This is a genomic window from [Flexibacter] sp. ATCC 35208, from assembly GCF_001975825.1.
In the GTDB taxonomy this organism is placed as follows: domain Bacteria; phylum Bacteroidota; class Bacteroidia; order Chitinophagales; family Chitinophagaceae; genus Chitinophaga.
This window is the reverse complement of the sequence record NZ_MTKN01000047.1, coordinates 36,312-51,049: the sequence shown is the minus strand read 5'-3', so window position 1 is coordinate 51,049 and position 14,738 is coordinate 36,312. Positions and strand designations below refer to the sequence as shown.

General features: G+C 45.5%; 12 protein-coding genes. 10 read left to right on the top strand and 2 right to left on the bottom strand.

What is annotated here, in order from left to right; genetic code table 11:
• Window positions 1-135: 135 nt before the first annotated feature.
• The 3 genes from BW716_RS24885 to BW716_RS36255 all read left to right on the top strand — a co-directional run bounded on the left by BW716_RS24885 (window position 136) and on the right by BW716_RS36255 (window position 3,244).
• Window positions 136-2,061: an alpha-L-fucosidase gene (locus tag BW716_RS24885; protein WP_083727146.1), complete on the top strand. Its 1,926-nt coding sequence runs from the start codon at window positions 136-138 to the stop codon at window positions 2,059-2,061.
• A gap of 207 nt (window positions 2,062-2,268) precedes the next feature.
• A complete protein-coding gene (locus BW716_RS24880) occupies window positions 2,269-2,805 on the top strand; it encodes a DUF1877 family protein (protein ID WP_179091257.1) in 537 nt (178 codons plus the stop codon).
• Window positions 2,806-2,815: 10 nt separating this feature from the next.
• A complete protein-coding gene (locus BW716_RS36255; protein ID WP_143709014.1) occupies window positions 2,816-3,244 on the top strand; it encodes an AraC family ligand binding domain-containing protein in 429 nt (142 codons plus the stop codon).
• Here BW716_RS36255 and BW716_RS24870 read toward each other — a convergent pair.
• A complete protein-coding gene (locus BW716_RS24870) occupies window positions 3,203-3,697 on the bottom strand; it encodes a DinB family protein (RefSeq protein ID WP_235643941.1) in 495 nt (164 codons plus the stop codon). The genes BW716_RS36255 and BW716_RS24870 overlap by 42 nt on opposite strands.
• A gap of 68 nt (window positions 3,698-3,765) precedes the next feature.
• Window positions 3,766-4,812, bottom strand: a complete 1,047-nt coding sequence (locus BW716_RS24865) for an AI-2E family transporter (RefSeq protein WP_083727140.1) — start codon at window positions 4,810-4,812, stop codon at window positions 3,766-3,768.
• 418 nt (window positions 4,813-5,230) lie between these two features.
• Between BW716_RS24865 and BW716_RS24860 the strand changes: the two genes are divergently transcribed.
• From BW716_RS24860 to BW716_RS24830, 7 genes are all read left to right on the top strand, one after another.
• Entirely contained in the window at window positions 5,231-6,691 is a 1,461-nt protein-coding gene (locus BW716_RS24860) for an amino acid permease (RefSeq protein WP_083727138.1), read from the top strand.
• A complete protein-coding gene (locus BW716_RS24855; protein WP_083727136.1) occupies window positions 6,663-7,115 on the top strand; it encodes a GNAT family N-acetyltransferase in 453 nt (150 codons plus the stop codon). The genes BW716_RS24860 and BW716_RS24855 overlap by 29 nt, the downstream gene beginning before the upstream one ends.
• A gap of 90 nt (window positions 7,116-7,205) precedes the next feature.
• Window positions 7,206-10,403: an LpqB family beta-propeller domain-containing protein gene (locus tag BW716_RS24850; protein ID WP_083727134.1), complete on the top strand. Its 3,198-nt coding sequence runs from the start codon at window positions 7,206-7,208 to the stop codon at window positions 10,401-10,403.
• Window positions 10,404-10,527: 124 nt separating this feature from the next.
• Window positions 10,528-11,844, top strand: a complete 1,317-nt coding sequence (gene eat / locus BW716_RS24845) for an ethanolamine permease (protein ID WP_083727132.1) — start codon at window positions 10,528-10,530, stop codon at window positions 11,842-11,844.
• A complete protein-coding gene (locus BW716_RS24840) occupies window positions 11,841-13,211 on the top strand; it encodes an ethanolamine ammonia-lyase subunit EutB (protein ID WP_083727130.1) in 1,371 nt (456 codons plus the stop codon). Before eat ends, BW716_RS24840 begins: the two co-directional genes overlap by 4 nt.
• Window positions 13,208-13,981 (top strand): ethanolamine ammonia-lyase subunit EutC, encoded by a 774-nt coding sequence (gene eutC / locus BW716_RS24835; RefSeq protein ID WP_083727128.1) that lies wholly within the window; start codon window positions 13,208-13,210, stop codon window positions 13,979-13,981. The genes BW716_RS24840 and eutC overlap by 4 nt, the downstream gene beginning before the upstream one ends.
• A 161-nt stretch (window positions 13,982-14,142) precedes the next feature.
• Entirely contained in the window at window positions 14,143-14,700 is a 558-nt protein-coding gene (locus tag BW716_RS24830; protein ID WP_083727126.1) for a sigma-70 family RNA polymerase sigma factor, read from the top strand.
• Window positions 14,701-14,738: the final 38 nt, after the last annotated feature.

The window sequence follows — 14,738 nt, the reverse complement described above, 5'->3', positions numbered from 1 at the left end:
AGGGCCTGCATATGCGGGCCCTCATATTATTTTGAGTATAGGTAATACTATTTTCCGTATAGTTCCATTCCTTGATAAAACGACCTATTTTTATAGCTCATGTGAACACAGGTCTAACAAAAAACACAATACTACATGAAGAAATTTATAGGCGGCACAAGTCTGGCATTTGCCATGCTGATGCTCGGGCCCAGCTGTAGCAACGCACAGGTAAGTGCACCTGCACCTTACGGCGTATTGCCTTCCGCACCACAGGTGGAATGGCAGGCTATGGATATGTACGCGTTTGTACATTTCACTGTGAATACTTTCACTAACAAGGAATGGGGGTATGGCGACGAAGATGAGAAAATATTTAATCCTACCAACTTCGATGCCGATCAGATCGTATCGAGCATTAAGGCCGCAGGACTGACAGGTTTGATCCTGACCTGTAAGCACCACGATGGTTTTTGCCTCTGGCCAACCAAAACCACTTTTCACAACATTACCAAAAGCCCATGGAAGAATGGCCAGGGCGATATGGTAAAAGAATTTGCAGATGCCTGTAAAAAACAGGGGATCAAATTTGGCGTATACCTCTCTCCATGGGACAGGAACAATGCTGCTTACGGCACTCAGGAGTATGTACGCATCTATCGCGCACAGATGAAAGAATTGCTGACCAACTATGGTCCGGTATTCGAGATCTGGCATGATGGCGCAAATGGTGGCGATGGTTATTATGGTGGTGCACGTAAAGAAGTAAAGATCGATCGTTACACTTATTATAACTGGCCTGAAACCTGGAGACAGGAAAAAGAGCAGCAGCCAAATGCAGTGATCATGAGCGATGTAGGACCGGATGTACGCTGGGTAGGTACCGAAACCGGTTTCTCCGGCGACCCTTGCTGGGCTACTTACACCCCCATCGGTGATAAGGATTCAGCGGTGGCATCACCGGGACAGGTATTGTATGAACTGGGGCTGAATGGTACCCGGAATGGTAAACAATGGATGCCGGCAGAAACAAACTTCTCCATCCGGCCAGGATGGTTTTACCATGCTACTGAGGATGGCAAAGTGAAAACACCGGAGGATCTGCTGAACCATTACTTCGCTTCAGTAGGTCATGGTACTACCATGTTGCTGAACGTACCTCCTGATCAACGAGGTCTGGTAAATGAAATTGACGTTGCTTCGCTGAAAGGCTTTGGCGATATCATCAAAGAAATGTACAAGGTGAACTTCGCGGCAGGCGCAACAGTGCAGGCCAGCGATGTAAGAAGCGAGGATAAGGCATATGCTGCTGAGAATGTACTGGATAATGATCCATACACCTACTGGGGTACTAAAGATGGTGTGAACACCGGTGAGCTGGTACTGAACCTGGCAGGTACAAAAACATTCAACGTCATCCGTCTCCGTGAGAATATTAAATTAGGTCAGCGTATAGACGACTGGGCAGTAGATGTTTGGGAAAATAACCAGTGGACAGAACTGAAGAAAGGTACAGCAATTGGTTATTGCCGCCTGATCCGTAGTGAGCGTACGGTAACGACCGATAAGGTAAGGATCCGTATCACAAAGGGTGCTGCGAGTATCTGTCTCAGTGATGTAGCCCTGTTCAAAGCCCCTGAGGTAAAGGTAGCCACTACAAACAAAAATACCATTGTCGATAAAACACAATGGAAATCGCCGAATACGAAGTTCTCTGCCGCTATTGACGGGGATGCAACGAGTGCTGTACAGATGGAAATGTCTACCTTTAAGAAGATTGCTCCTAAAGGCGTGATCGTAGATATGCAGTTTCCACTGAAGATGATCGGCTTTAACTACCTGCCGTTAAAAGATAAAGGCCTGGTAGACAAGTATAAGATCTACACCAGTGAGGATGGTAAGACCTGGGAATTGCAGAAAGAAGGGGAGTTCTCTAATATTAAAGCTAACCCGATCGAACAAAGGATTGACCTGGAAAAACCAGTCACCGCAAGATACTTCCGGTTTGAGCCTTTACATGTACTGCCAGCTAAAGATGGCAAACAATATGTAGGCATCGCCGAAATAGGCATAATAAAATAGTGCTGGCTTGCTTTCGAATGATGCCGGATCTTCTTAACCGGCCGCAGGCCCACCTTCTAAAGACAATCGCTTCTGCCCAAGGCAGAAGCGATTGTCTTTGGTTAAGCCCACAAAAAGCATAAAACCCCCCACTCAAATATCCTTTTTTGCTTTTTTTGGCAGATGTTAATATCTTCAAATAAATTTGCGGAATCTTTAAACGCTCTTATGGGACAAAGTGCTACACTATTTCTCGTAGACAGGAACGAATTTTCCAAAATAGGAGACGATCCTGAATACCCAGTGGCCAACATAGCCAGGGAAAAAACAACTTTTGAGAAATCCTTCGAAGGATTATTATTTTTGATTTCCAAAGGTAGCAGACCTGAGGACATCTCTATCGTAAGGCAGATCTTTTACCCTGAAGCATATGTAGGAGAGGAGATCGACTTTGAAAATATCGATATCGACGAACTCCCTGACGATTTTGACTTCGACAGGCAACCGTTATATTTCAATGATCCGGCTACCGTGGTAGAGATTGCAGACCTGCTGTCAGCTATCGAACCAGGCAACATTATCGCGCTGTTTGACCATGCAGAGCTGAATGAACATGACATAGAACCTGGCCAGGTATGGACAGACGATGAAAAAGAAGGCGTAACATTCAATGCCCAGCATATGGCTACAGAATTGATGGCGCTGAAAGCTATCTATGAAAAGGCAAAGGAGCAGGATGCTTATATCGTGAGCTACGTGGACTAAATCGCAACCCATGAAAAAGGATATAGAAAGGCATGTTTTTAACTCCTTAAAAGAACAATACCTTTTTCAGGATTTGCCCACCGATCTTATTGATGATCAAACCGACTTTACGATTCATAATATCAGGGACATACATCCGGTATTGCCCTATACTTCTATTGTATACCGTGTCAATTTCTTCTCTTTCGTATTTGTAAAGAGTGGAACGGGCCGTTATACAACAGATGAGCAGATATACACTACCCAGCCGGGTACCATTTACTTCACCAATCCGGGGCATTTTAAGTCCTTCGAATGGCAGGAGCTGGATGAGGTGTATCTCAAACTATTTTCAATAAAAAAGCCCCTGCTATACAGCAGGCGCTTCTTATCAGATTTTAGAATGGGGGGTATACTACTACTCTCTGTCCCAGAAGAAAGGTGGTTCAATACCCAGTGAACGCAGGTACACATAGCCTTGAGCGCGATGATGTATTTCATTATCAACCACATACATTACCAACAGGTATACCGGCATTTCCCATTGACCGAAGGCTAATACAACATCATTGAATCTTTCAGCAGAAATTTTTGGCCATAAGGTGTCAATAATTTCCGTCTGCTCATCCCACAATTCCAGCAATGCCTGTTTGGTATCAGGAGCTTCATCATGCTTGAATTTTTCCCATTTTTCAGTGATAATCCCTGTCAGGGTAGGTACGGCCATACCTATGAATTCCATTGCCAGTTCAGCAAAAGGACGCATGCCACCTACAGAATAACTAAAGAGTTTATCTTCCGGGAATGCATTGATCGTTTTACGGGTCAGGTTACGGTGCAACTGCCAGTGTTTCAGCAGTTGAGCCGGGGTCATAAATGTTTCCGTAGCTACAGTGGTGGTCATTTCTTTCATGTGAGGTTTGTTTTGTTATCACAAAGTAAAAAAGGGCAGGTGACAACAGTATGTCAGTAGCCCCCAAATTATTTTTCCTCTCCCATCAAAATTGCCCATGGTTGCAATGATTCCACCTTTTCACTGATAATCCGGATAATGGCCGCCAGGGGTATAAACAGGAACATACCCGGTATGCCCCAAATCAGCTTGCCGGTGAGTACGGCGATAATAGTGATGAGGGGATTGAGCTTTACATTACCACCTACCACACGGGGCAGAATAACATTTGCATCCAGGAAATGCGCCACGATAAAAACAATACCAACAGTTAACGCCTGTGAAGGTTCCCCATTGGCAAAAGTGATGAACATGCTGATGGCCATCGCTGTATAAATACCCAGATAGGGTATTACGTTCAACAGTGCTGCCATTACACTGATCAGCAGGGCATATTTGATCCCTAATATGGCCAGGGTAGAAAGCAATAAGATGATCAGGATAAACATTTCAGTCAGCAGCCCGATAATATATCGGTTGATCATGCTGCGGGCACTTACCAGTACTTCCTCTACCTTGGGCAGTTCTTCTTTTGGAAAGAGGGCTACCACAAAGCGCTTGAGCAACCGGCGGTGGTATAGCATGAAGAAAGTAAAGATGAGGAAGAAGATAAAGAGGATAAAGACCTCTGCTACCCCAATAAAGGTGGCTCCCAGTGAACTCATAGCCGTAGACTGCAGACCGCTGGTAGAGCGCTTCAAATAGTCTGTTTGCTGTTGATAATCGATATGATAGGTATTAAAAAGCCAGGCTCTGACGTCTGTCAGACTTTCCGTAAACCGCTTTTGCAGTTCAGGCAGATTATGGGTGAAGTTTACCACCTGGTGACTCAGCACATCTATAAAAGAACCGATCAGTACCACAAATAGCAGTACTGAAATAGCGGCCGCAATACCACGATGCAATCCCCATTTTTCCAGTTGCCGGCATACAGGCAGTAGAGCAAAGGAGATCAGCAAGGCAAAGAACAGTGGAATAATCACCGTCTTGCCAAGATGCATAATTAGCATGGACAGGATAAGCGCATGTAAGATCAGGGCCAGGCGGGCATAGAAGGCCAGTTTAACGCTTTTCATAATATTACCTTTTGGGATATAGTGAACATAATGAATGCCAAACTATGCCGCACCGCAGTATCTTTGTTATTTATAATCATAGTTCACCATCCAGTGGATGCCATACTTTGCAGGAGTCGTTGAAATTGAGATAAGGATTGAGTGGAGCCATAATGATGTAACATTTAAAATCAACAATGGTTTAAAAAAATAAAAGCCACCCTTAAAAGAGCAGCTGTCTGATATCCCTATACCTATGAAATAATAATTTTATAGTCCGGCTAAGTTACAACTCAGCCAAGTTACCATCGGTTAATGCGATGTTAAAGAATGCGGAAACTTTATAGACGGCAAATACGATCGTGGGATGGTATTAAGTCTAGTTGTTTTGTAGAGTAATCTCAATCCCTTACCTTTGCACCCAATCCAAATCATACCTGTGATAAGAAAATCAATTGCAAGCCTGCAACAGGAAGCTGCTCAAAGTGGCAGTAATACATTAAAACGTAGTCTCGGAGGTTTCAATCTCATTGCCATCGGTATTGGCGTGATCATCGGTGCAGGGCTCTTTTCCCTCACTGGTATTGCAGCTGCGAATAACGCTGGTCCTGCTGTTATTTTATCATTTATACTGGCGGCCGTAGGCTGTGCTTTCAGCGCACTCTGCTACGCAGAAATGGCCAGCATGGTACCCGTAGCAGGCAGTGCGTATACATACGCTTATGCTACACTCGGTGAACTGTGGGCATGGATCATAGGCTGGGACCTGGTCCTGGAATATTCAGTAGGCGCCTCTACTGTAGCCATCAGCTGGTCACGTTATCTTGTCAAGTTTCTCGGCACTTACAATATTCATATACCTCCTCAGCTGGTCGCGTCTCCATTTGAAAAAATAGAACTGGCAGATCATACATTCGTACATGGGTTTATCAATCTGCCAGCTGTATTGATCATTGTAGCCATTACTTCTATTATCATACGCGGTACTAAAAGTTCGGCATTGTTCAATGCGATCGTAGTAGCACTGAAAGTAGGAGTGGTACTGGTATTCATTGCATTGGGATGGAAATACATTCATCCTGAAAACTATCACCCATTCATCCCTGCGAACACCGGCGAATTTGGTTCCTTTGGCTGGAGCGGTATTCTGAGAGGTGCGGGCGTAGTATTCTTTGTATTCATTGGTTTCGACATCGTCGCCACCATGGCGCAGGAAACCCGCAATCCAAAAAAGAATATGCCGATAGGGATCTTAGGTTCCCTCATCATATGTACCATACTGTTTGTATTGTTTGGTTACGTGATGACAGGTATGGCGCATTACACAGAGTTTAAAGACAACCCTGCACCCGTTGCAGTGGCCATCGCACATACACCTTATAAAGGTTTGTTCCTGGCAGTGATCGGCGCCATCCTCATAGGATATACTTCCGTGATACTGGTAGACCTGCTGGGACAATCCAGGGTATTTTATTCCATGAGTAAAGACGGGTTATTGCCACCCGTATTTGCGCAGCTGCATCAGCGTTTTGCCACACCATTCAAATCTAATATCGTACTCTGTATCTTCATCAGTCTCTTTGCAGGTCTGGTACCTATTTCAGTAGTAGGAGAGATGTGTAGCATCGGTACATTGCTGGCGTTTGTAATGGTCTGCTTAGGTATCCTTATTCTCCGCAAAAAGCAACCGGATATTCCCCGTGCATTCAAAACACCATGGGTGCCGGTAGTGCCGGTGTTAGGAATTTTGACCTGTCTGGTAATGATGTTTTCCCTGCCACTGGATACGTGGATCCGCCTCATTGTATGGTTGCTGTTAGGTTTTATCGTATACTTTGGATACGGTAAAAAAAACAGTAAATTAGGGGGCTATGCTAAGACTCAAAAGAACGCACAGTGATGATCCTCATTTTCAGGAGCTGATAATTGCCCTTGACAAAGATTTATGGATCAGGTATCCTGAAGTACAACAGGATTACGAAGTCCTCGATAAAGTTAAAAACATACCTACCGTTGTAGTCGCATATGTAGATGCGCTGCCGGTAGGTTGTGCCTGTTTTCGCCAGTTTGACACAAATACGATCGAAATCAAGCGCATGTTCGTACATAATACCCATCGTGGTCAGGGCATTGCGTACGCCATCTTAAAAGAGCTGGAAACCTGGGCCATCTCTGAGGGTTTTTCCCGTGCCGTACTGGAAACCGGCATTCGTCAGCCGGAAGCCATCGCCCTCTATCAAAAATCCGGTTATACATTCATGGATAAATACCCGCCTTACGAGCAGATGGAGAACAGTGTATGTCTGCAGAAACCCTTGCTGTAGGCTTGTTGCCTTTTATCCAGTTATTTAGTGGCGCCAGCTCATCAATTGTTACCTTTAAAGGATAAACAACAATCTGAATCGCCATTTTATATGAAAAAATTACTGCTTGCTTTTTCAGCCTGCTGTATGACCCTGGCAACCTATGCCCAGGACAATGCACTATGGCTACGTTATCCCGCCATCTCTCCCGATGGTAAGACCATTGCATTTGGGTACAAAGGAGATATTTACAGGGTGGATGTCAATGGGGGCATTGCTGTACCGCTCACCATTCACGAAGCACACGACATGATGCCGGTATGGAGTCATGATGGTAAGCAAATCGCTTTTGCCAGCGACCGGAATGGGAACTTCGACGTATTCGTAATGCCAGCCATGGGCGGCAATCCGGTACGCCTTACTTACAACAGCACTGCTGATTATCCTTACGACTTTACGCCTGATAATAAACAGGTATTATTTGGTAGCCCCCGCAATGCGCCGGCTTCAGATATCCGCTTTAGTGTCAGGTTGTTCAATAACCTCTATACTGTACCCGTAACCGGTGGCCGCTCAATATTGGTGACGTCTGCGGGTGCGGACAATGCACATTATTCTGCCAAAGGTGACCAGATCGTTTTCCAGGACAGGAAAGGATACGAAGATCCTTTGCGCAAACACCACACCAGCAGCGTAACCCGCGATATATGGGTGTACGATATAAAGAATAAGTCATACAACCAGCTCTCTACTTACGAAGGCGAAGACAGGGAACCTGTACTGGGTGCAAACGACCAGCTGTACTACCTGAGTGAGAAAGGCGGCATTTCACAAAACCTGTTCAAAGCTTCTTTGACCACCAAAGGTGAAATGAAACAACTGACGCATTTTGACAAACATCCTGTACGTCATTTATCCATCGCTGATAATAGCATCCTTTGCTTTTCTTACAATGGTGAAATCTACACCCTGAAAGAAGGGCAGGAGCCTAAGAAACTATCCATCCAGGTACTGAATGATGGCCGTGCAGCAGTGGTAAAACACCTGCCTGTCAATGGCAATGTCACACAGTTCAGAATGAGTCCTGATGGCAAACAGATGGCCTTCATAGCAAGGGGTGAAGTATTTGTAAGCAGCGTGGAAAATAACATGACCCGCCGTATTACGAATACGCCTACACAGGAGCGTGGCCTTAGCTGGTCACCTGATGGCAAAACACTGGTGTATGCCGCAGAGCGTAATGGCAACTGGGATCTGTACAAAGCAACCCTGACAAGACCAGCAGAAAATTATTTCTTCAGTGCAACACTGGTGAACGAAGAACCGCTGGTAGCTACTGCAGCTACAGAGTTCCAGCCGGTATTTTCTCCTGATGGAAAAGAAGTGGCTTATGTAGAAGATAGAAATATCCTGAAGGTATACAACCTTGCTGCTAAAAAGAGTCGTACCATCTTACCGAAAGGCCGCAATCATTCTTACTCTGACGAAGACTGGGATTTTGCCTGGAGCCCCGATGGTAAGTATATTGTGACCGAAGATCAGCAGGGTTATTTTGATGTAAGCAATGCAGCGATGATCCCTGCCGATGGCAATGGTAAAGCCATTTACCCTGTAATGAGCGGTTTCGGTGAAGAAGGTAATAAGTTCTCACAAGACGGTAAAATGTTGCTCTACCTGAGTAACGCTAATGGTCGTCGTTCTCTTGCCAGACAAGGTAGCAAGGAGAAAGATATTTATGCTGTGTTCTTAGATCAGGAAGCATACGATCGTTTCAAATTATCCAAAGATCAGTTCAACCTGCTGAAGGATGATACAGCTGCTACAAAAAAGGATACTGTTTCCAAAACTCCTTTCAAACCGGACTTCGACAACCTTGAAAACAGGAAAGTTCGTCTCACTATCAACAGTGCAAGTATCAGTGACTATGTGCTGAACAAAGATGCCAGCAAACTGTATTACATGGCTTCATTTGAAAAGGGATACGACCTGTGGGTAACAGAACCACGCACCGGCGAAACAAAGATCCTTGCTAAACTCGGTGGTACATCCGGTGATATCGTATTGAGCAAAGATGGTAATACCCTGTTCGTAAGCAACAGAGGTAGCGTAGTAAAAGTAGATGCCACCTCCGGTAAGATCACACCCGTAAGCATCAGTACAGAGTTCAACTGGAACCCCGCCAGCGAAAGAGCATATATCTATGAACACGCATGGAAGGAAGTGAAAGATAAATTCTACGATCCAAAACTGCATAACGTAGACTGGGAAATGTATGCAAAGAACTATGCGCGTTTCCTGCCACACATCAGCGATAACTACGACTTCCAGGAGATCCTGAGCGAACTGCTGGGAGAACTGAATGCGTCACACACAGGTGGTCGTTATTATCCATCTGCACCAGAGGGCGATGCAACAGCATCTCTTGGATTGCTGTACGACGAAACCTTTACAGGCAGCGGTCTGAAGATAGATGAGGTAATACCTGGTGGTCCTTCTGATAAAGCTAAGAGCAAGATCAAAAAAGGCGTGGTGATCGAAAAGATCGATGGCGAAACGGTTACGCCTGATGTAGACTGGGCAACTTTCCTGAACCGCAAAACAGGGGATAATGTGTTGTTAAGCTTGTACAACCCTGGTTCGCAGGAGCGTTGGGAAGAAACAGTCATCCCATTTGCAGCAGGTGAAGAAACTGAGCTGATGTACAAACGCTGGGTGGCCAGGATGCAGGATATGGTAGACAAACTGAGTGATGGCAAAGTAGGCTATGTACATGTACAGTCTATGAATGATGCCAGCTACCGTTCTGTATACGATGAAGTAATGGGCCGTAACAGAGGCAAAAAAGCCTTGATCGTAGACACCCGTTTCAATGGGGGTGGATGGTTGCACAATGACCTGAATACCTTCCTGAGTGGTAAGCAATACCTGACCTTTGCTCCGCAGATGGAAAAGGTAGAAGGTGCTGAACCGCTGGATAGATGGACACGCCCTAGCTGTGTGATCATGAGTGAAGGCAACTATAGCGATGCCTTTATCTTCCCATACGTGTACAAGCAGAATGGTTTGGGTAAACTGGTAGGTATGCCTGTAGCTGGTACGGGTACTGCTGTATGGTGGGAAAGACAGATAGACCCGACCATCATTTTTGGTATACCAATGATTGCCACAATTGGTAAAGAAGGCCGTCCTACCGAGAACTTACAGGTAGAGCCTGATATCAGGGTACCATTGAAATATGAAGAAGAAATGAGTGGCAAGGATGCTCAACTGGAAGCGGCAGTGAAAGAAATGCTGCAGGAAATAAAATAAGTCGTCGTTTTTTTATTTAAGTATAATGGGGCCGGGGTATACCTGGTCCCATTTTTATTTGTATCTTAAGCGCACTTCAGGGATTTGGGAACATTCTTTTTTCATCAAAAGGTAGTGTTCTGTTATGTCGTCTTCGCATTCGTTAAAAAAAGTGATCAGGCCCATTCATTTGTGGGCTATTGGTGTTGGATTAGTGATATCCGGAGAGTACTTCGGGTGGAATTATGGCTGGGGGGTAGCCGGTACCATTGGCTTTCTCATTGCAACGCTGGTCATTACCCTGCTCTATATTACATTTATATTCAGTTTTACGGAATTGACAACCTCTATCCCGCAGGCAGGCGGGCCTTTTACCTATACGCATAGGGCCATGGGGCCAATTGGCGGATTGATAGCGGGCTATGCGACAGCAGTGGAGTTTTTGCTGGCCACGCCGGCGATTGCATTGGCGCTGGGAAACTACCTGCATTTCTTACATCCGGCATTGCCGGTGTTGGGGAGTGGGGTGGCTTTTTATATACTTTTGACGGTGGTCAATTTATTAGGTATCAAGGAGTCAGCCTTATTTTCTTTGATAATCACCTTATTGGCGGTGGTGGAATTACTGATCTACCTTGGGATTGTAGGCCCCCATTTCAAGACATCCAATTTTCTCCATGATGCCATGCCTTTTGGTTGGAGGGGGGTGTTCAATGCCCTGCCATTTGCCATCTGGCTGTATGTGTGTATAGAAGGGATTGCGATGGTAGCGGAGGAAGTAAAGGACCCGCACCGGAACATCCCGAAAGGGTACATTTCTGCCATCCTGACCCTGATGCTGCTGGCGATAGCAGTGATGGTGTTTACCGGGGGCATAACAGACTGGAAATCGTTGTCTGCCATAGATTATCCATTGCCGGAGGCGATTGGGGTCGTGTTAGGCAAACAAAATGGAATCACGAAACTCTTTGCAGGCATCGGTTTATTTGGCCTGATTGCTTCATTCAATGGAATCATCATCAGTTATTCCAGGCAATTGTTTGCATTGGGGCGTGCGGGGTATTTGCCGGCTTTTATGTCGACCTTAAGTCCGCGTCGGAAAGCTCCTTATATATCCCTGGTAATAGGTGGGCTGTTAGGTGTGTTCGCATTGTATATGGGGAAAACGGATCAGTTGGTTATATTGTCCGTAATGGGTGCCCTGGTGATGTACATCCTGAGTATGATCAGCCTGTTTATATTAAGAGATAAAGAACCAGCTTTAGACCGCCCTTACAAAGCACCATTATATCCCTGGTTTCCGGGTATTGCATTGTTCCTTTCGATCGTTTCTTTGGTTGCCATCATTTACACTTATCCAATGTTAAGTTTGATCTTTTTCGCCGGTTTGGTGGTGGCATTACTTATATTTATAGGGATGGGCAGACATAAACATCAAGCCGTCATAAACCTGATTTCATGAGTTACCGGCATACGATTCAGCATACAAATTACGCGTTCAGTGATTTGCGCACCTTATTGGCGAGGGCGACGCCTTTCCGTTCCGGCGATGCGCTGGCAGGGCTGTGTGCAGATAGTGCAGAGGAGCGGGTAGCGGCACAGATGGCATTGGCAGATGTACCATTGAAGACGTTCCTGCAAGAGGTTGTGATTCCTTATGAGAAAGATGAAATCACCCGTTTGATCATTGATTCGCATGATGCGGATGCATTTGCTTTGGTCAGTCATTTTACAGTAGGGCAGTTTCGGGATTGGTTATTGGGTGATCATGCGGATACATTCACCTTGCAGCAATTAGCCCCTGGGATTACGCCAGAAATGGTGGCGGCTGTGTCGAAGTTGATGCGGAACCAGGATCTGATCAGTGTGGCAAAGAAGTGTGAGGTGGTGACTAAATTCAGAAATACGATCGGGTTGAAAGGCCATCTCTCTGTGCGTTTACAACCCAACCATAATACAGATGATCCTAAAGGAATAGCGGCCAGTATCATAGATGGATTATTGTATGGAAGTGGGGATGCGGTGATAGGTATCAACCCGGCTACGGATAGTCCGCAGGCCGTAATCACCTTATTGAAAATGCTGGATCAGTTGCGGCAGCAATTTGAAATTCCTACGCAATCCTGTGTGCTTTGTCATGTGACGACGGCATTGCAGATCATGCAAAGTGCACCTGTGGATCTGGTGTTTCAGTCAATCGGTGGTACTGAGCAGACGAATAGTAGTTTTGGTATCCATCTTTCACTATTGCAGGAAGCATATGAAGCAGGATTATCATTGCAGAGAGGAACAGCAGGCAATAACCTGATGTACTTTGAAACAGGGCAGGGGAGCGCCTTATCTGCAAATGCGCATGGAGGGGTGGACCAGCAAACCTGCGAAGTAAGAGCATATGCGGTGGCGCGTAAATTTTCGCCGTTGTTAGTAAATACAGTGGTCGGCTTTATCGGACCTGAATATTTATTTGATGGAAAACAGATCATCCGTGCGGCATTGGAAGATCATTTTTGCGGCAAGTTGTTGGGATTGCCGATGGGTGTAGATATTTGCTATACAAATCATGCAGAGGCGGATCAGGATGATATGGATAACCTGCTTACATTATTAGGGGTAGCAGGTTGTAACTTCATCATGGGGGTGCCTGGGGCGGATGATATCATGTTGAACTATCAGTCTACCTCCTTTCATGATGCATTGTATGCGAGGAAGGTTTTGGGGCTGAAACCTGCGCCGGAGTTTGATCAGTGGTTGCAGCAACAGGGAATTATGAATCAAAGTGGTGGGTTATTACCGGTAGGGAGTGCACATAAATTACTGAAATACGTATGAGTGAGGAAATAATAGAACAGGATCCATGGGCTTCGCTGAAAGCTTTTACAACTGCCCGGATTGCATTGGGTAGAACAGGCACTGCTATACCTTTACGTGAAGTGCTGAATTTCAGACTGGCGCATGCACATGCCCGCGATGCGGTGTATTCTGCACTATCAGTCAATACTTTGCAGGAGCAGCTACAACCTTTTCACCTCCCTGTTTTATTGCTACACAGCAAAGCTGGGGATCGCCATGAATATTTGCAACGGCCGGATAAAGGCAGACAATTAGATGAAGATAGTATTGCATTATTAGGGAAAACGGACTCCAGGTACCTTCATAAAGATGTCGCTATCATTCTTGCTGATGGCTTGTCTGCAACAGCTATGAATGTGCATACACAACCTCTTTTGGAAGTATTAATTCCGGTATTTAAAAAAGCAGGTCTGTCATTAGCACCTATTTGTATGGTGCAACAGGGAAGAGTGGCCAGTGGTGACGAAGCGGGCCAGATATTACAGGCGAAAGTGACCCTGATGCTGATAGGAGAGCGGCCTGGTCTCAGCGCGGCAGATAGCATGGGGGCGTATATTACATTTGCACCCAAACCTGGTATAACAGATGAGGCAAGGAATTGTATTTCAAATATCAGGGAGGAGGGGTTACAGTATGAGGCAGCCGCGCAGAAAATTTTATACCTGATAATGGAAGCGATTCGGTTAAAGTTGACTGGTGTTGCATTAAAAGATAATACCAGTTTAGATAATGCCGGCCTATTGGAATAAAATCTTTTTTAAAAAAACGACTCTTCCCTACCGTCTTAGCGCGAACCCGCCCCGACGGCGTCAGCCGAACTAAGCTCCTCTTCTATGGTGCCGGAGGCCCCCTCAAAAAACAGGCAGTTTATCAAAAATTATTAATATTTTACTGACCAGACACAATCAAAATGACCTGGTACGGAACTGACATTTCTGCCGCAATCGTTACCGAAGGCCTCCGTGACCGGAATATGGAAGTCTTTCAACAACTATACCTCACCTACAGCGAAGACCTGTTCCTACTCGCCTTCCGCTGGGTAAAAGACGAAAACCTTGCAAAAGACCTCGTCCACAACTTATTCGTGCACCTCTGGGAAAAAGGCGCCACCCTCACTATCACCGGCAATGTCCGGCACTACCTGTACCGTGCCGTCACCAACCGTTCTATCAATGAGCTAAAACGTCAATCGCGTCACGTAAGCGAAGACATTCTCCAATGGCAGGCGGATCCGGCCTCCCTATACGAAACCGCTGACTACATCCTGCTACAAAAAGAAATGATTCAACTCTTACAGGGACTCGCGCCCCGCTGTCGGGAAATCTTCTTATTAAGCAGGGTCAACGGCCTCGAACCATCAGAAATCGCTGAAAAACTGAATATTACACTAAATACCGTTTACTTTCAGCTATCTGTCGCACTAAAACACCTCCGCATCCACCTGCTGGGTGAAAAAAAAGAAAAATAACTATCAAAGTACCTCCATCCTGAATTGTCTTAATTAAT